Below are 18592 nucleotides of genomic sequence, written 5' to 3' on the forward strand. Positions count from 1 at the left end.
TAACTAATTTTTTTCGACTTTCGGGATAGAAGCACTTTTTTTATTGACTAACTTCACATTATAAATATAAAGAATTAATGGTATTACTAGTAGAGCAGAACAATAAATGAAGGTCAAATTATATCCTGATTTTAAAATCAAAAATCCAAATATTACACCCGATAGAATTTCTCCTAATGCTCCTGAAGCGCCATTTAAAGAAAATATAGTTGCCATACTTGTTGATTTATCAGACATTTCTTGATTTATAGCATTGTTAATTACAGCATTCATTAAATCATCTGCTATTGTCACTAGAGAAACACTAAAAAATGCAACGACTTTTTTTCCTATAGATAATAATAAAATAAGCAATATAGATATAAATGTTATTAGAACATTATATCTTTCCGGCACTCGATTTAATTGATTATCAAAAACAGAAAAGATGTGTAAAAGTATTAATAAGGTGATACCTCCAACTGTTGTGACAAAACCAAATGCGCTTTCATCGATGTTTATATGCTGAAAAAAAGGTTGCCAATACCTATCAATTGTATCTATAACAAAAGCAAAGAAAAAGCTAGCTATTATAATGTTCATTGTCCTTGTGTTTTTTAACATTGCAACACTTGCATTTTTGATGATATCAATTATAGAATTACAATCTTCTATTTCATTTTGCTCGCTTTTTCTAATTTTCACAAAAAAGATTAAATATAAGATTAATATTAATGAACTCATTGCTGCTAATATAAATGGCAAGAATTCGTTTATTTTATAAATAAAACTAGCTAAAGGAGAAATTATAATGATAAATAGTATAAATATCTTTGTATTATTAAAAAGTACTCGTGTAAAGTCACTTTTTTCCGTTTCTTTACTAATCCATGATTCAAATGTTCCAGAAAATAAAGTTTCTGATAATGTCCAGGTTAGCAACAGTATAATCAGTATCATTAAATTTGAAGAAAACGGAAATAAAAACCAAGTAATCGAAAGACAGAAAAATGAAGCTATTAAATTATATTTAATTCCAAACTTGTCAGAAATAGCTCCAGATGGTATTTCAAATACAAATTTCATTATTTCAAAAACAGTTCCTATTACTCCCAACAGAAAAAGATTATAACCAGAATTATACAAATATATAATCCAAATAGGAGCGTAAAAACCTATAGTAATACCTCTTAATAATGAAACTATATATAGGTTTTTCATAATTTATACAACTCCTTTAAATACGTTGATTGTGTTTTCTTTCAGCAAACATTTTTTTAATAATTTTACATTTATATACCTAATAAATGGCTCTATAGCTCTATCTTTCGAAAAGTTAAATTCTAAACTTTTTGTTAAATTATTAAATTCATGTTGATTATCTGAAATCTCTTTCAATAACTGATAGTTATTATATTTAAAAAACTCCAACAGCATATTTCTAATATGCTGTTCACCTTCTCCAAAATAAAAAGGTGTTTTTTCTTTATTTGTTATATGTGGAGGAAGGTTTTTTTCTAGTGATCTTCTTAAAATTTTTTTATCATACAGCAATTTTTTGTTGCTTTGGTGACAAATTAATCGAAAAATTCACTAGATCATAATCTAGAAATGGGACTCTGTTTTCTAACCCCCAAAATGATGCTAAACGATCTTCAAAATGACAATCATACATTATTAAATCTACATACATAGATTTCAAGTAATCATAATAGTAATTTTCTTTGACCTCAAACTTCACAAATTCTGAGTAGTTATTATTCCAGTAATCCCTCTCCATGTCATTTCCGGTTCTGTTGCAAAGTTAGAAATATAGTATAATAAATAGTAAACAAAAATGAGGTGCAGAGGATGAATTATTTCAGATATAAACAATTTGACAAAGATGTCATTACTGTAGCCGTTGGCTACTATCTAGGATATGCATTAAGTTATCGAAATATATCTGAAATATTGAGAGAACGAGGCATCTATGTTCATTATTCAACAATTTATCGGTGGGTACAGGAATATGCTCCTATTTTGTATCAAATTTGGAAGAAAAAGAATAAGCAAGCTTATTATAAATGGCATATAGACGAGACGTATATCAAAATTAAAGGGCAATGGCATTATTTATATCGCGCTATTGATGCAGATGGCCATACACTAGATATTTCGTTACGTAAGAAACGAGATAATCACTCAGCATATACGTTTATTAAACGTCTTATTCAACAATTTGGCAAGCCTCAAATGATAATTACAGACCAAGCACTTTCAACGAAGGTGGCAATGTCCAAAGTGATTAAAGATTTTAAACTTACCCCCAACTGTCATTGTACCTCTAAATATTTAAATAATCTCATTGAACAAGATCATCGTCATATCAAATCAAAGAAAATAAGTTATCAAAGTATCAATACGGCAAAGAATACAATCAAAGGCATTGAATGTATTTATGGACTATATAAAAAGAACCGCAGATCTCTTCAGATCTATGGGTTTTCGCCATGCCGTGTAATTAGCATCATGCTAGCTAGTTAATACGAAGTATTATTTTAAACATAAGGTTAGATACTTATCTTTCTAACTTTGCAACAGAGCCAAAAATTTTCTCCCCATAATCCTCTAAAATCTTTTTTAAAACTAATTCTAACGAAGTATTGCTCGTTCCATGGTACACGTCTTTTAAAATAAGCGTTTTTAGGTGCATTATTTGTGCCTCTCTCCCACTTAAATTTTGGATTTATAAATATCAACTACTAATCGTATACTTGTCTCTTTATGATTATATAAATTTGGTACTTTTCTGCCACATCTATAAAACATTAAATTGCCTTCTTTAAATTCTCACAAAACAAACACTCTTACGTTTTGCTTATTTCTTAATTTAATGAAAAGTATTTTTTTCCTATTTGCTGAATGGATTAAACAAAAATTAAGAAACATATTATGCAATTATAAGACGTAAAATAAACTTTATTTATAGTTAATATATATTTAATATAACCATATTGTAATGCATAATTTAGCGCTATATAATGAGTGAAGTCTAATGTTAATGCAACTCATATACTGGGATTTTTGGTTGCAGACACAGAAAAAGATAAACCTTCGTTCAAAACAGGCGCACATCACCCAATTGAATTTGTAGAAGATACGACGTCACATTTTGGTGGTTCTAATCAAGGGCGCGTAGAGGAAGAAGATACTTTACCGAACAGCTTTGTTCCTCCTATAACTCCAAAAGAGGACGAGCTAGAGATGCCTTCAGAACCTGAAGTTCCGAAAGTGAATGCGCCAAAAGAAAATAGTGAAATCCCTCCTGTGCCAAAAACAGATTTTGTCTAATTCACCTGAAGTAAACCAGGTTAAAGTGAAAAATGAACATTCAATTAAAACAACCGTTGTAGGTGAAAGGCCAAAATTTAAAAGATTTAACACAGTTCAAATAAGTGATTCAAATAAAATGACTGAGACAAGAAAAGACGTAAAATTAAAACAGAAAGCCTTACCAAATACTGGTAAAAGTTCTAATAAAAATGCTGTTTTATTAGGAGGATTAATGAGTTTATTAGGATTAACGCTATTAAGAAGAAAAAAGGTTAGTAAATAATGGTTATGGGGCTGGGACATAATTCCTAGCCAAAAAAGAGAATCGATTAGGTAAAATCATTTTTACTTAATCGATTCTCTTTATATATTATTTCAAAAAAATAAAGTCCTCGCGTATAATAATGAATAACCACAAACAAAATGATACGGAGGAACTTTATATGTATAAAATTTATAACATGTCTCAACTAACACTACCAATTGAAACCGAAATTACTCGAAAATGTCCTACGTAAACTTAACTTGTCAGATTCAGAGGAAAAACAGATTAAAAATCTATATAAAAACCGTAATTGTATCGCTTGGAAAAATATGGCGAGTGATCAAAAAGAATAGATTATGAACATATTGAAGAAATGCCCACGGTAAAAATTGATGGAAAAAAGGTTAAGAATGCTTATGATTATAGTGAAATAAAATGGTTATTAGAAGAATAAATGAGGAAATTTTATGAGAAATGGATTGAAGAAATTATTCTTAAAGTTGGCTTTTCTTGTTATAATTTCGATATTTTCGTACATATTTTTAGATATAGAAAATACAACACAGTTACTCTTTGTTTTGTTGGTGACGCTTTTCGTGTTTTTCTTTATAGAAAATTACGACCATTTTAAATCAAAAAATAAATAGATTGTATTTGGAGTTACAAAGTCATAAAAGATAGTAATGATTGAGGTGAGCATTAATGAAAAGAAATACTAGTGAATTAGACCAAGCATTGAAATGTATGGGATGGATGGATCTCTTATGGTTTATTCCAAGCGCATTTCTTTTTTCTTATTTACCTGATGATTATTTATGGCAAATTTTCTTGAATTTATTTATTGTTATTTTTACAGCAATTGGTATTTGTGTAAGTGTGCAATATATTTATAATCGCTTTAAAAAACGTCAGTAAATAACTAGACAAGTTTATATTTTGTAGTAGTTCACACTGTTTAGGAGAATTAGCGTCAAAATTAGAAAACCAATGATCACTTAAAAAGATCAACGGTTTAAAAAATACTATATTTAAATAATATTAACGTTTAGTACCCATTTGTCCCATCTTAACTTTGATGTGATACACTTCAAAGACAATAATAACGATACAAATCAAGATAATTTTAAATGACTCTTTGTGCCATCCATGCAACCAAAAATCAACAACGAATATGAAGATAGTCATCAATATCGCACTCAAATTAAATATCTTTTTAGTACTTCGAAATACTCCTATGACGATACTCACTGCTAATAATAATGAAAGTAACAATATTAATATCATAGTTCACCTCGCTATGTATAACTATTCATTTTTAATTCATATTATTTGAAAAAGCATATAACTGAAAATGTAAAAATTAGCCTTCATTCTATTTTATTGAATAATAATATTACAACCCCGTCAATAGATGTCTGTTTTCACTTTGGAAAAATCATGAGTTTCAAACGTTGAACATACTGATATTTAGCTGTTATGTATCAGTAAAATTAAAAGATGATGATTTTGATTTTTGCGACAATTGTGGCTATTACAAATTATAATGTTTCTACAAAAACGCTCTTTTCATTTTTCGGATTTTGTATTAATATGTAATTTGTGTTTCAAGAATTGTGTAGAATTGCAATTACTTGTGTGCGGATAAATTACAAACTAGAAAGGTAGATAGAGTAATGGATAGACAAAGTTTTACTGATTTAATTCAAATGAAATTCAAAATGGTGCGTATTGAAGCAGGTTATACGCAAGATACAATGGCTCAAACAATTGGTTTATCAAAAAAGACTTTAGTACAAATTGAAAAGGAGCGCGTTTTACCTAACTGGACGACTTGCGTTTCTATTTGTTCTTTATTCAGAGATTCAGAAGTGCTTAATAGTACGTTCGGTTGTGATCCATTAGAAATGGTTCAAACAATTTCACGTGGTCAATCTGCATACCCAAATTATTCTACAATTAGTGATATTTATTGGGATACCCTTGACACTAAAGGTGGATATATCTTACAAAGTAATAAAGTAAGTGAACTTTATCGTATATTAGACACTGAAAAACAACCTGTATTCGGTACACCGAAATTAAGAGAAGCAGAAACTTACTTTCAACGTAATGTGAAAGAAGATCTTATTCGCGCATAACTTATATACATTCAGAGTTGACTCTTTACCCCTAGAGAGTCAACTTTTTTTGTTTTAAATTTCCAATTGTGGAAAAATATAGGAAGTATATGAATAAGAAATGACGATTGTTTTATATTTCTTATTCTATAACTTTGGTGAAAAGGTGATGGATGAATGAAAGTGGTGTTAATAATTTTAGGAATGACGTTAATAGGGGCTTTAATAGGTGGGGTGACGAATATGATTGCGATAAAAATGCTATTTCATCCGTTTAAGGCCTACTACATATTCGGAAAACGTATTCCATTTACACCGGGACTCGTACCTAAAAGAAGAGATAGCATCAAAAATTGGACAAGTCGTTGAGGAGCACCTATTAACAGAATCTTTAGTTAGAGAAAAGATAACGAGTGAAGCGATGCATACCTCAATTTATAATACCGTTCAACAACAAATTACGGCATTGCAATCCGATAAAGTTACACTCCAATCACTTGTTCAAGATTTTCATATTGATTTACATGAAAAAACAGAAACATGGATAAAACATTTTCTAAATGAACGTTTGAACAAAAAATATCTCGAGATAGAAAATGAACAAATAGAAACGCTTGTTCCTCAAAATTTGATGCATACTATAGATGAAAAAGTACTTCAAATAGATGAAGTTATTTTAAAGCGTGCAAGATACTATATTTCGTCAGATAAAGGATATCATGATATTTTTGAGATGATTGAGACCTTTTTTAATGAGAAAAGTCGTATACTGTCAATGTTACAAATGTTTATGACAAAAGAAGCGATTGCTGAACGAGTGCAAGCAGAATTATTAAGATTATCTGAACATCCTAAAGCAAAACGAATACTGAAAACACAAATTCAAGAAGAATATCAGCGTCTTAAATCGATGCCAATTCGTGATATCGTTACTAAAGACCAATTTAATGATAAATTAGAGAAGTTTATTGAAGAATGCATATCCCATTTGCAGATTAAACAAAAAATGCATACCCCATTAAATCGATTAGCACCAGATATGTTCGCCTATCTAAAAAGTGAGGGCGCCAAAAAATTGACAACGTTTATCATTTCTACGCTTGGCAAACGTTTAACCCCCATCTTTAAAAAGGTCAATATTGCTGGCCTTGTCGAAGAACAAATTAATCGTTTTGATTTAGATTATATTGAAAGACTGATTTTCGAAATTGCGAATAAAGAACTTAAATTAATTATGCTTTTAGGCTTCATTTTAGGCGGAATTATTGGATTTTTCCAAGGATTGATTGCAATTTTTGTATAACCCTTTAAAATATGGTATTGTAAGCAAGGAGTGAGATTGGTAGGTTTAAACCAATCTTCTAATAAACAACTTAAGGAGAGATTCCAATGGCTGTAAATTTATACGATCATGCAAACAAATTAGAACAAGCTTTACGTGAAAGCGACGAATACAAAGCGATTCAAGACGCATACGCAAAAGTAAACGAAGATGAAAATTCAAAAAAATTATTTGATGAGTTCCGTGAAACACAATTAAACTTCCAACAAAAACAAATGCAAGGTGAAGAAATCTCAGAAGAAGATTTACAAAAAGCGCAAGAACAAGCGCAACAAATCGAACAAGACCAAAACATTTCTGAATTAATGGCTGCAGAACAAAAAATGAGCCAAGTATTCCAAGAAATCAATCAAATTATTGTTAAACCTTTAGATGAAATTTACGCTAACTAATCGTTGGTTGAGTTTCAAGGCAGGGAGAACATATTGTTCTGCCTGCCTTTTTCTTTTGAAACATCAACATATACATTGTTCAAAACACTTTAAACTCGTAGGATTTTCACTTGTTTTAGCATTGAAACTGCTCACCTAAATACCCATAAATATGGTAAAATAAATGAATACATATGATGTAATTGGCTTGTTAAAGATTATTAATAAAGGAGTATGCATGTATGGTTAAATTTTTGCATTGTGCAGATTTACATTTAGATAGTCCATTTGCCTCCAAACAATTTTTAAGTCCTAATATTCTTAAAGATGTTGAAAATAGTGCATATGAAAGCTTTAAGTCGATTGTTGATTTGGCGTTACGTGAAGAAGTTGATTTTATGTTGATTTGTGGTGATTTATTTGATGCTGAAAATCGAACTTTAAAAGCTGAAGTATTTTTAAAACAACAATTTGAAAGATTAAATAAAGAGCAAATTTTTGTCTACGTTATTCACGGAAATCATGATCCACTCTCTGATAGTTTAATCTCGGATTGGCCACAAAATGTAACTGTATTTTCTAATCAAGTTGAAACGTATCAAACGATTACGAAAAATGGTGAAAAGGTATATTTACATGGTTTTAGTTATCAACAAAATGAAAGTTACGAAAATAAAATAGATGATTATCCGACAAGTGATAGTCACTCTGTCATCAACATCGGTTTGCTACATGGTACATATAGTAAATCTGGCGTATCAGATCGTTATACTGAATTTCGACTCGAAGACTTGAACGCAAAATTATATCATTATTGGGCGCTCGGACATATTCATAAACGTGACCAGTTGAATGACCTGCCTCAAATTCATTATCCTGGCAACATTCAAGGTCGTCACTTTAATGAACAAGGTGAGAAAGGGTGCTTGATTGTTGAAGGAGACTATGTGTCCTTAAAGACACGTTTTGTGCCGACGCAATTTATAAGATTTGAATCAGCGGTGATTGAGACAGATCAAATCGGACAGCATCATTTATATGATATCATTCAAGCGTTTAAAGATAGTGTGCGCCCTCAAGGAAGAGCATTTTATCGATTACGTATTGACGTCAGTGGCGATGAACGTATCGATCCTCAAACGTTAATCCAATTAAATGAAATGATTACGGAATATGAAGAAAACGAGCATCATTTTGTGCTCATTGATGAATTATCAGTGCATTACACTGAAATTGAAAAGTCTTCTATCATTAATGAGTTTTCACAAGAAATGTTAGCGCAAGATGATTTATTCGAAAATGCTTTGAATGATTTATACATGAATCCCAAAACTTCACGATATCTCAATAATTTTACTAATTTAGATCGTAAAGCACTCATCACACGTGCCGAAGAGATTATCGATGCTGAATTGAAAGGGGGCCACTAACACATGAAAATTAAATCCGTTGAAATTTATGGTTATGGCCAATTTGTCCAACGAAAAGTTGAGTTTAATACGCATTTCACAGAAATTTATGGTGAAAATGAAGCGGGCAAATCCACGCTTCAAGCATTTATTCATTCTATTTTATTTGGGTTCCCTACAAAACGTGAGAACGAACCACGATTAGAGCCTCGACTAGGAAATCATTATGGGGGACGAGTGACTTTATTGATGGATGATGGTTCTGAAGTCGACGTTGAACGCGTAAAAGGTCGAGCACAAGGAGACGTTAAAGTCTTTTTACCTAACGGTTCTATCAAAGATGAAAGTTGGCTTGAACAAAATCTTAATTTTATCAACAAGCGCACCTACCAAGATATTTTCTCATTTAGCGTCATGGGGCTACAGAACATACATCAAAATATGAATGAGCAACAGCTGCAAAATTATTTAATGCAAGCAGGGGCTTTAGGTTCAACTGAGTTTATTGGGATGCGCGATTTAATCAATCAAAAAAAGCAAGCGCTATATAAAAAAACAGGTCAAAATCCTCAAATAAATAGACAAGTAGAAGAATTAAAACAATTAGAAACACAAATAAGAGAAGAAACTTCTAAATTGGATACCTATCAACGACTTACGGATGAACGAGATAAAACTTCTCGTCGGTTAGAGCATGTTAAAGCAAATTTAAATCAACTCACAGGCTATTTTGAAGCAAAGCAAAAAGAGTTAGCCTTGCATGATCAAGTTCAAGAATGGAAAGGCTTAGAGGCAGATTTAAATGTTGAGCCGCTAGAGTTTCCAGAACAAGGGATTGATCGTTATGAAAATGCGAAGTTTCAAACTGAACAATTGAAACGAGATATCGGATTGCGTGAAGAAAAACAACAACAATTAGCACAGGAAAACAACGGACTTTTTATCCCTTCTGATGAGTTGACGCAAGCATTTGAATCTTTGTCCAAAAAAGAGGAAACCATTAAACAACAAACGTTAGACTATCGACAAACAGAACGAGAAATTGAAAATACAGAAAGACAAATTGATGGATTAATGTCAAACATCGGATGGTCAGCCATTCATACTGATGTGGAGAGTTCTGATGTTCAAAAAAGTCATTTGAGTGACTTGTTAAAAGAAAAACGCGATTTACATTATGCTGTTCAGCAAGCACAACAAAATAATGAAAGCTTAAAGGTCGATCATCAATCCGCAGAATCTGAAATTGGGTCATTGCAAGAGCAACTGGTTTCTGAAGAAAATTTTGCTAAAAAGAAAGAATATGATAAGCGTGCATTAGAATTACGTGAAAAGAAAAATCTTTTTACGAAAATGAAAGAAGCATTTGACACAGAGCAACGTCAAAAAGAAAAACAACAGAAAACTTTAAGGATTGCGATGATTATTCTCGCATTAATATCGGCAGGTTTGGCAGTGTATTCATTTGTTGCACAGACACTCCCTTTTGTAATTGTCTTTGCAGTTTTAGCGGTAATATTCATTATTGGTTGTTTCGCCATACGTACTAAAACGGTTGGACATACTGAACGCTTTTCAGAAGAAATTGTTCAGCTAGAAAATGAAGTCAATCGTTTAAGAAAACAATATGATTTGAATTTTGATTTGACAGATCAATATCAATTACGCGATCAAGTACATCAACGTAAACAAAATTTAATTGTGCTAAAAACAAAACAAAAACATGTGGCACAACAACTAGAAACTGCTCAATCAGAATTACAAAATGTGAACCAAAAAATCAATCATGCGAAAGCAGAAATGCATGTTTCTGAAAAATTGTCTGATGATTTATTAATAGATGCGATGATGACGATTCATCACATTAAAGAACAACATGCCCATCTACAAGCTTTAGAGATGAAAAAGCAACAACTAAAAGAGGGGCTAAACACATTCTATGACAATGCACATACACTAGTTTCTGAATCACTTCCAAATACAGGTCGTGAAACTCTATTCCATGATATTCGAGAATGGTTAAGTCGTACGAACAGTAATCGTGCACAACATCATCGAAATCATGAACAATTGGAGTTACTTGATAAAGAGTTAAAGCATTTGAAACATCGCCTTAATGAAAATCAAGGTATCATCCAAAAGTTATTTAATTATATCGGGGCAATTGATGAAGAAAGTTATTACAGACATCATGAAAATTATCAATCTTACCATCAGCGACTCTCTCGATTTAATGATTTAACGCAATACCTTGAAAATCAAAATTATGGGTATGAAGAAAGCTCTAAATTAAGTGATAAAACGACCGCCCAATTAGAAGAAGAGCACACAAAACTTTCTTCACAAATTGATGATTATAATGATAGATATTTAAAATTACAAAGTGAAGTTAGCGACTTAAATGCGCAAATTAATCATATGGAAACAGACGATACATTGAGACATTTACGTCATCGTTATCAACTTTTACGTAATCAATTAAATGCAGCAGCAGAAGATTGGGCAGCATTAAGTTACTTAGAAACGCTGGTCGATGAACACATTAAACAAATAAAGGACAAACGATTGCCACAAGTTGTTAATGAAGCGACGGACATTTATCATACTCTTACTGATGGCCAATATGTGCAAGTGACATATCAAAATGAGCAAGTAATGGTGAAACACCAAGATGGTCAAATGTATCAACCTATTGAACTCAGTCAATCGACGAAAGAGTTGTTATACATTTCACTGCGATTAAGCTTGATTAAGATTTTAAAACCTTACTATTCGTTACCAATCATTATTGATGATGCGTTTGTTCATTTCGATGTGACACGTCATAATAGAATGATTAAATATTTAAGAGATTTACCTGACGCATATCAAGTCTTATATTTCACTTGCTCAAAAGATAATCATATTCCGTCAAAACAATTGGTAACGTTGGAAAAAATAGAGAAACATTAATAAGAAAGGCGTTTTAATATGAGAAATGTAGAAAAACTTCAACCCGGCGATGCCGTGGATCAGTTTTTCCTCGTGCATAAAGCAACACAAGGTGTGACGGCTCAAGGTAAAGACTATATGACTTTGCACCTTCAAGATAAAAGTGGAGAAATTGAAGCTAAAGTATGGACAGTCACAAAAGAAGATATGGCAACTTTAAAGCCTGAACTGATTATTCATGTTAAAGGCGATGTGATTAATTATCGTGGTCGAAAACAAATGAAAGTGAATCAATTTCGTGTTGCAACCGAGACAGATGGACTTAAAACACAAGATTTTATTGATGGGGCACCTATGAGTCTAGTTGAAATCAAATCACAAATGCAATCTTTCATTTTTGAAATTGAAAATGCAAATTTACAACGGATTACACGTCATCTACTTCAAAAATACGATGAAGCATTTTTTACGTTTCCAGCTGCGAGTTCACATCATCATAATTTTGTAAGTGGTTTAAGTTATCATGTTCTTACGATGTTACAAATTGCTAAAGGACTATGTGAAATTTATCCAAACTTAAATAAAAGTTTACTGTACAGTGGAATCATCTTACATGATATGGGGAAAGTGAGAGAACTCTCAGGCCCCATCGCTACAAGCTATACTTTAGAAGGCAACTTACTTGGCCATATTTCTATTGCGAGCGAAGAAGTAGCAGAAGCAGCGCGAGAACTAGGAATCCAAGGAGAAGAAGTCTTATTGCTTCGCCACCTTATTTTATCTCATCATGGTAAATTAGAATATGGCTCGCCAAAATTACCTCATGTGAAAGAAGCGGAAATTCTTCATTTTATTGACAATATTGATGCACGTATGAACATGTTTGATAAAGCGTTTAAAAAAATTGAAAAAGGGCAATTTACTGAACGTATATTTGGTTTAGAAAATAGACAATTTTATAAACCTGAAAAGTTAGATTAATCTATGAAAGACAGGCGTACTTCTTTTGAAAGTAACGCCTGTTTTTTATGGCACTCTGTCAAACCGGACTGGTCATATTAAATGAAGGAGTTAGGCAATAATGGATTGCTAAAGTCCTTTTTTCGTTGTGGGAACTTAAAGACTTGACCATTGATGGCTATTTTAATATCACTCACCTGAGTAAAACAGTTTTTATAACTTATACACCAGTTCGAAATAAAAAAGAACCTTTTTTATAAAAATTTGATGGTAATTCATGAAAATAGGTATAAAAAAGTGCTAGGATATGAGATTATCCTAGCACCTTTGCAATTTTACATGCCCATATTTTGTTGTCCGCTTTGCATATCGCCTTGGGCAGCTTGTTCTTTTAAGGCTTCAGGATTTAAAATGTTATCCTCAATCGCCTTTTTAATATCACTATCTTTGTAATCCACTTTATATTCGTCTAAAAGTTTTTTATAAGCATCAGTTAAAATTTCAGGTTTTTCTTGTAATTTATTTTGAGTGATTTTTTCTTTTAATTTTGATTTTTCTTTATTAAAGTCAGTCGGTTGATCTGCACGAATGATATGATAGCCGTAGTCTGTTTTAACGACATCAGAAATTTCGCCATCTTTTAACTTGAATAGCGCTTTTTCGAACGGCTTAACCATTTGGCCTTTTACAACATAACCAAGACTGCCATTTTTATCTTTACTTGAATCCATAGACTCTTCTTTGGCTAGTTTATCGAAGTCTTTAGGGTTCTTATCGAGTTGCTTTTTAATTTCGTCGATTTTCTTTTTAGCTTCTTTATCGGAAAGGCCTTCTTTGTCATTTTTGTCTTGCTTAACTTTGATTAAGATATGAGAAGCTTTTTTCGTATTATCTTTAATTTCTTTGTCAGAAATATCTACTTTTTCATTTAATAAAGCTTTTTGATATTCCATCATTTTACGTTGCTCTTTATATTTATCCATCGTCATGCCTTGTTGTTTTAAAAGGCTTTCAAATTGATCTTTACCACCGTATTTTTTAACTTCACTATCAATTTGTTTTTCAATATCATCATCATTTACTTTGTCACCATATTTGTCTTTTAAAATTTTACTTAATAATACTTTAAACGAGTTGCTAGCGATTTGGTCTTTACCTATTTCTTTCATCACATCTTCTACTTTAACATCACCAGCTTTTGAAGAAATGAGCGTTTGATCTTTTGATGAAGGTGTATCATTCCCACAAGCCCCTAAAAGAACGGCACTCGCTGTAATAGGGATAATCATTTTCTGTAAACCTTTCTTCATTGTGTTAGCTCCTTTATTTTTGAATTATCACAAATTATATTACCACAATGTTAACCTCATACCAATGAAGAAGGATAAATCTAAGACTATTTTACGAGAAACAAAAAAACCGTGAAATAGACCTCAAAAAAGTATGAGGGATAAATCACGATTTAATATAAACTACATTTATAAAATGATAATTACAAAATTCTGAAGATGAAAAACAATTACTTCTCATCAAGGATCATGAAACCATTGATATGTTCTTCTATGTAATCACCTTGACGGGAAAATACAATGATTTTTAAATATAGAATATCCATAACAGAATAGCCTGCATTTAAAGCGAGTAAAAACATAGCATAATGACCATACTCAGGGAAACTTCGCGCTATAAATGCCATTGCAATAGTGATAATACACAAAGGCATAATAAGACATATACAAAAATAAATTTTGTGTATAGGTTTATCGATATAGATATTATAAAACGGTAACCAACTGTGTCTTATGAGTTTATGCATTCGAAAATGTTTGAAATAGGGGAAAACCGTTAACAAATGTATCGCTTTATGAATAGGATATAATAAAAATAATAAGACTAAAAATAGAAAAAAATGCTTGTCTGTGAGTGTCACATTTTGTCTGAAATGAAAGATTTCAAAACTGATAAAAAATGTAATCACCATTGTGACAAAACTTATAAAAGCGATACGTGGTAGCCCAAAACGCGAATGTATATCTATTGAGCGCGAGCAATTTAACATAATGCATACTCCTTTAAATATTTAATAGATAAACTGTATTATCTACTTTGAATTACTCCGCGTCAAGTAAATGTTTCCTTAAATGATCATGACACGCATTAACGTCATCAATAAAGTCTTTACCATGTATTTTAGCCACTAAATAATGGGCATCACTAAAATTAGGTTTATGGAACATTTCTGAACTGAATTGTTCAGAGGCTTGATATACTGAATTATTATCAATGTTATATTGTTCAAATATATTCTCGATAAGTACAGTGCCTTTATCTGTTAAATGTATAAACGTATTTCGCTTATCATGGGTGTCTTTTTCAAGCGTTAAAAGCCCTTGTTGTTCTAAACGTTTAGCAAAATTGTAGGCTGTTGAAACATGCATGACACCATAACGTGAGATATCGGAAATTGTTACGCGATCAAATGCGTAAATAGTCATTAAAATAAGGTGTTCATTCATCGTTATGCCTGACTTGCGTAACCACTTTTGCCAATCACGTTCAGCATTTTTCCAAATGACTTTAGACAACATGGCTGCTTTATGCGTAAAAAGGATACTTTCGATTTGCTTTTGTTTTTCAGTCATACGTACCGCTCCTTTCTTTAGCTATAAAAAAACATGATACTGAGCGTATCATGTTTTAATACTATTATATCGAATTATTTGTTGATAAACACTACAAATTTACTTTTTAGATGGAAAATTTGTGATTTCTTCGCCACGATTTTGTAAATTTTCAATGTGGGATTGTAAACGTTCAATATTCGGGTTGATATCAGATTGAAATTCACTAATCATTGTTTTGATTTCGTCACCGATTGTACCCGCAACGCTTTGACTTTCTGTTTTGATGTCATTGACATAACCTAAAATGTCATTCACACTGCGCTTAATATTATCAACTTCTAATTCTAATTCGGATTTAGGCCGTTCTACAGTTGTACTTTCGATACGTGTACTTTTGCTACGTTGCGTTAGCGCTACACCCAATCCAGTTGCCACGCCAGCTGCAAGGCCTAGTGATATTTGTAAGGCTCTCATACTTTTCCTCCTCTGAAGCACTTTTAATTTAACATACCCATTATAACCGAAAATTATTCATTCATGGGGTGAAGTATATATTGATTATTTGATTTGATCTGCAATTTGTTTCGCAATTGCTGCTTTTTCTTCATCATTAAAAGCATCCTCATGCGTTTCCCATTGATAGTCAAATCCGTCCATCCCTTCTTTATAACGTGGAATTAAATGGAAATGAATGTGAAAAACAGATTGCGATGCGTATTCACCATTATTTTGAACAATATTTAGTCCGTCTGGATTAAATGCCTCTTTAATAGCATTGGCGACTATAGGTAAAGCTTCTCCTATATGTTGCATTGTTTCCACATCGGTTTCATAAATATTGGGTGAGGCTTTTTTAGGAATGAGTAATGTATGCCCTTTAGACAGTTGTGAAATATCTAAAAATGCATATACATATTCATTTTCATAAATTTTATAACTAGGGATTTCTCCGGCGATGATTTTTGAAAAAATTGTTTCAGACATGGTATCCGCTCCCATCATTTTTTTAATATTATAGCATTTGTTGAATCACATGTAACGTGAGAAAAACGTTTAAAGATGGTAAAGAAAGCTGTTTTTTTGTACAATAAATTTCACGGAGGTGCAGGATAATGACTGTACAAGTTACTGATTTGACGGGGGGCTATGGCCAAACTCCAGTCATCAAAAATATTAGTTTTACACTTCAACCTGGAGAAATTGTTGGACTAATCGGGTTAAATGGTGCCGGAAAAAGTACAACAATCAAACATCTACTTGGATTACTTACACCAATGGAAGGAGAAATGTCTATTTCAGGTATTAATATAAAAGAAAATATTGAAGCTTATCGTAAGCGTCTATCTTATATTCCAGAGTCTCCGGTCATTTATGATACGTTAACTTTAAAAGAACATATCGAAATGACGGCAATGGCTTATGGTATCGATGCAGAAACGGCAATGGAACGAGCGAAACCACTTCTAAAAAACTTTAGACTCGAAAGTCAGCTCGATGTCTTTCCAAGTCATTTTTCTAAAGGTATGAAACAAAAAGTGATGATTATTTGTGCTTTTATTGTAGACCCTGAATTGTATATCATTGATGAACCTTTTTTAGGGCTCGATCCACTGGGAATCCAATCTATGTTAGATTTAATGGAATCAAAGAAAAAAGAAGGGCGCACAGTATTAATGAGTACACATATACTGGCAACTGCAGAACGATATTGTGATCGTTTCATTATTTTGGACCAAGGTGAAATTGTAGCCATGGGAGATTTAGAAGAACTTAGAGCACAAACAAAAATGCCTCATCAAACTTTAGATGAAATCTACATTAAAGTGACTGAAAGAGGCATAACAACATGAACAATGCAAAACAGCTTTATGTGAAACGCCGGCAAAAAGATCAAAAGGAAAAACAATACTATAATAAATTCATCTTTAATGGGCATTTTTCTGTTTTTCTTGTTATTTTATTAGGTGCATTTATTTTAGGATATGGTCAATGGTTACGCACCATTCCAACTGGCATTAATTATTCACTCATCATTTCAATCGTGCTTGGATTGAGTTCTATTTTTCCGTTAAAAACATTGTTACAAAAGGCTGATGAACTATTTCTTCTCCCATTTGAAAAGCAAATGAGACATTACATTCAACAAAGTGTTTATACAAGTTATTTTAAACGTTTGCCATTACAAATTGTTTTATTAATTATTTTTTATCCTTTATTAAACGCCCTACATCCAAACGAGCTATTCTCGTTTATCGTGCTAGTATTACTCGCTTTTGTGTTACCTTTTATCGGATTACAATTGCGATGGCAATGGTTTTTATTTGGTTTAGAAAATGCTTCCATTAATCTGTTGCTTTTTATCTTTTATGTTTCAAGTTATTATGTTTGGTTAGACGGCCAATCTTATATGGCAATGGGAAGTCTTGTATTTATTATCATTCTTATCTATATGTTTAAAAGCTTTAATGATAAGAAACACTTTCCATGGGAGTTAATGCTTAATCAAGCCAAACAACATCAATCGAATTATTATAAATTTGTCAATATGTTTACAGATGTGAAAGGGATTGAAGCGCCTGCCTCAAGACGTAAATATTTAGATGTATTTCTTAAAAAACCTAAAGAATTTAACCAAAAAGGGATGTACCTCTATTTATTTAAACGAAATTTCTTGCGTGGGAAAGATGCTTTTCATTTAACCATTCGATTATTTATTATTGTAGCAGCACTCATGATTTGGTTACATCAACCTATTATTAGTATCCTCATTGCTGTATTAGGAATGTATATAATTATTTTACAAATGTCTCAATTTTATACGCAAGAAGCATACGGATTATGGCCACAAGTTTGGCCGGCATCAGAGTTATTAGTGATTAAAGGATATGAGCAATTTCTTTATCGCACTGTTATAATCGTCGGGATTCTATTTAGCCTTATCTATATCATCATGAATCCCACCGAGCTATATTTAGTCATGTTCATTTTTGCAGTAGGGATAGCAACTGTGAAATCAACCATTAGAAAATTAAAATATCAAGAATCCTTGCTTAAAGATTAAAACAGAAAAAAGTGGAATTCGACCCCTCAGGTTTAATATTGTCACATATAAAAATGTTATGTTTTAACTGATTGTTCTAGAGTCATGATGAATCAATGATTTAAATAAAGATATTCTTCTGAAATGACTGCAAAATAGGGACACCTAAATGTCAGTAATTTATTTAAACCATATTTTAATAGCCAACAAAATTTATCTCACGGTAAATTTTGATGGCT

The 18592-nt window shown here is 31.8% G+C and carries 21 protein-coding genes and 1 pseudogene; 12 read left to right on the forward strand and 10 right to left on the reverse strand.

Annotation, left to right across the window (positions count from 1 at the left end; all coding sequences use genetic code 11):
* Positions 1-3: 3 nt before the first annotated feature.
* From PYW36_RS04440 to PYW36_RS11365, 3 genes are read right to left on the reverse strand one after another with little or no spacing between them, the layout of a single operon-like run.
* Complete coding sequence (locus PYW36_RS04440) at positions 4-1200, reverse strand: MFS transporter (RefSeq protein ID WP_115346990.1); 1197 nt, start codon at positions 1198-1200, stop codon at positions 4-6.
* A 3-nt stretch (positions 1201-1203) separates the two neighbouring features.
* Positions 1204-1533, reverse strand: coding sequence for a hypothetical protein (locus tag PYW36_RS04445; protein ID WP_115346991.1), 330 nt, complete (start codon positions 1531-1533; stop codon positions 1204-1206).
* Positions 1523-1759: an asparagine synthase-related protein gene (locus PYW36_RS11365; protein WP_115346992.1), complete on the reverse strand. Its 237-nt coding sequence runs from the start codon at positions 1757-1759 to the stop codon at positions 1523-1525. Before PYW36_RS11365 ends, PYW36_RS04445 begins: the two co-directional genes overlap by 11 nt.
* Positions 1760-1830: 71 nt before the next feature.
* Here PYW36_RS11365 and PYW36_RS04450 point away from each other — a divergent pair, with 71 nt between their 5' ends.
* Positions 1831-2505 carry an IS6 family transposase gene (locus PYW36_RS04450; RefSeq protein ID WP_103159634.1) on the forward strand — a complete coding sequence of 225 codons (675 nt, stop codon included), beginning with the start codon at positions 1831-1833 and terminating at the stop codon, positions 2503-2505.
* 34 nt (positions 2506-2539) lie between these two features.
* On the opposite strand, the gene PYW36_RS04455 is transcribed toward PYW36_RS04450, so the two are convergent.
* Positions 2540-2674 (reverse strand): hypothetical protein, encoded by a 135-nt coding sequence (locus PYW36_RS04455; protein WP_258026770.1) that lies wholly within the window; start codon positions 2672-2674, stop codon positions 2540-2542.
* A gap of 332 nt (positions 2675-3006) precedes the next feature.
* Here PYW36_RS04455 and PYW36_RS04460 point away from each other — a divergent pair, with 332 nt between their 5' ends.
* From PYW36_RS04460 to PYW36_RS04470, 3 genes are all read left to right on the forward strand, one after another.
* Entirely contained in the window at positions 3007-3312 is a 306-nt protein-coding gene (locus PYW36_RS04460; RefSeq protein WP_115346993.1) for a fibronectin binding protein, read from the forward strand.
* On the forward strand, positions 3257-3577 hold the full coding sequence (locus PYW36_RS04465) for an LPXTG cell wall anchor domain-containing protein (RefSeq protein WP_103159565.1): 321 nt from the start codon (positions 3257-3259) through the stop codon (positions 3575-3577). Before PYW36_RS04460 ends, PYW36_RS04465 begins: the two co-directional genes overlap by 56 nt.
* 684 nt (positions 3578-4261) lie before the next feature.
* The gene (locus PYW36_RS04470) at positions 4262-4474 is read left to right on the forward strand and encodes a DUF6007 family protein (protein ID WP_037574590.1); all 213 of its coding nucleotides are present in this window, start codon (positions 4262-4264) and stop codon (positions 4472-4474) included.
* Positions 4475-4597: 123 nt separating this feature from the next.
* On the opposite strand, the gene PYW36_RS04475 is transcribed toward PYW36_RS04470, so the two are convergent.
* A complete protein-coding gene (locus PYW36_RS04475; protein WP_103159566.1) occupies positions 4598-4843 on the reverse strand; it encodes a hypothetical protein in 246 nt (81 codons plus the stop codon).
* A 389-nt stretch (positions 4844-5232) separates the two neighbouring features.
* Here PYW36_RS04475 and xdrA point away from each other — a divergent pair, with 389 nt between their 5' ends.
* The 6 genes and pseudogenes from xdrA to yhaM all read left to right on the forward strand — a co-directional run bounded on the left by xdrA (position 5233) and on the right by yhaM (position 12710).
* Entirely contained in the window at positions 5233-5697 is a 465-nt protein-coding gene (gene xdrA / locus PYW36_RS04480; protein ID WP_037574584.1) for an XRE family transcriptional regulator XdrA, read from the forward strand.
* Between the two features lie 156 nt (positions 5698-5853).
* Positions 5854-6979, forward strand: a pseudogene (locus PYW36_RS04485) (DUF445 domain-containing protein).
* A gap of 86 nt (positions 6980-7065) precedes the next feature.
* Positions 7066-7410, forward strand: coding sequence for a YlbF/YmcA family competence regulator (locus tag PYW36_RS04490; protein ID WP_037574578.1), 345 nt, complete (start codon positions 7066-7068; stop codon positions 7408-7410).
* Between the two features lie 221 nt (positions 7411-7631).
* Entirely contained in the window at positions 7632-8819 is a 1188-nt protein-coding gene (locus PYW36_RS04495) for a metallophosphoesterase family protein (RefSeq protein WP_103159567.1), read from the forward strand.
* Between the two features lie 3 nt (positions 8820-8822).
* Positions 8823-11750 (forward strand): AAA family ATPase, encoded by a 2928-nt coding sequence (locus PYW36_RS04500; protein WP_103159568.1) that lies wholly within the window; start codon positions 8823-8825, stop codon positions 11748-11750.
* A gap of 18 nt (positions 11751-11768) precedes the next feature.
* Positions 11769-12710, forward strand: coding sequence for a 3'-5' exoribonuclease YhaM (gene yhaM / locus PYW36_RS04505; RefSeq protein WP_103159569.1), 942 nt, complete (start codon positions 11769-11771; stop codon positions 12708-12710).
* A gap of 314 nt (positions 12711-13024) precedes the next feature.
* Here the strand turns inward: yhaM and prsA are convergent, their stop codons facing one another.
* From prsA to PYW36_RS04530, 5 genes are all read right to left on the reverse strand, one after another.
* Complete coding sequence (gene prsA, locus PYW36_RS04510) at positions 13025-13999, reverse strand: peptidylprolyl isomerase PrsA (RefSeq protein ID WP_103159570.1); 975 nt, start codon at positions 13997-13999, stop codon at positions 13025-13027.
* 209 nt (positions 14000-14208) lie between these two features.
* Positions 14209-14748 (reverse strand): DUF3267 domain-containing protein, encoded by a 540-nt coding sequence (locus tag PYW36_RS04515; protein ID WP_103159571.1) that lies wholly within the window; start codon positions 14746-14748, stop codon positions 14209-14211.
* 52 nt (positions 14749-14800) lie between these two features.
* Positions 14801-15331 carry an HTH-type transcriptional regulator Hpr gene (locus tag PYW36_RS04520; RefSeq protein ID WP_037574563.1) on the reverse strand — a complete coding sequence of 177 codons (531 nt, stop codon included), beginning with the start codon at positions 15329-15331 and terminating at the stop codon, positions 14801-14803.
* Positions 15332-15430: 99 nt separating this feature from the next.
* A complete protein-coding gene (locus tag PYW36_RS04525; protein WP_037574561.1) occupies positions 15431-15787 on the reverse strand; it encodes a YtxH domain-containing protein in 357 nt (118 codons plus the stop codon).
* A gap of 84 nt (positions 15788-15871) precedes the next feature.
* Positions 15872-16297, reverse strand: coding sequence for an HIT family protein (locus PYW36_RS04530; protein WP_037574559.1), 426 nt, complete (start codon positions 16295-16297; stop codon positions 15872-15874).
* 128 nt (positions 16298-16425) lie between these two features.
* Between PYW36_RS04530 and ecsA the strand changes: the two genes are divergently transcribed.
* Positions 16426-17163, forward strand: a complete 738-nt coding sequence (gene ecsA / locus PYW36_RS04535; RefSeq protein ID WP_037574557.1) for an ABC transporter ATP-binding protein EcsA — start codon at positions 16426-16428, stop codon at positions 17161-17163.
* Entirely contained in the window at positions 17160-18374 is a 1215-nt protein-coding gene (gene ecsB / locus PYW36_RS04540; RefSeq protein WP_037574555.1) for an ABC transporter permease EcsB, read from the forward strand. Before ecsA ends, ecsB begins: the two co-directional genes overlap by 4 nt.
* Positions 18375-18592: the final 218 nt, after the last annotated feature.

The organism is Staphylococcus chromogenes, from assembly GCF_029024625.1.
Classification (GTDB): Bacteria; Bacillota; Bacilli; order Staphylococcales; family Staphylococcaceae; genus Staphylococcus; species Staphylococcus chromogenes.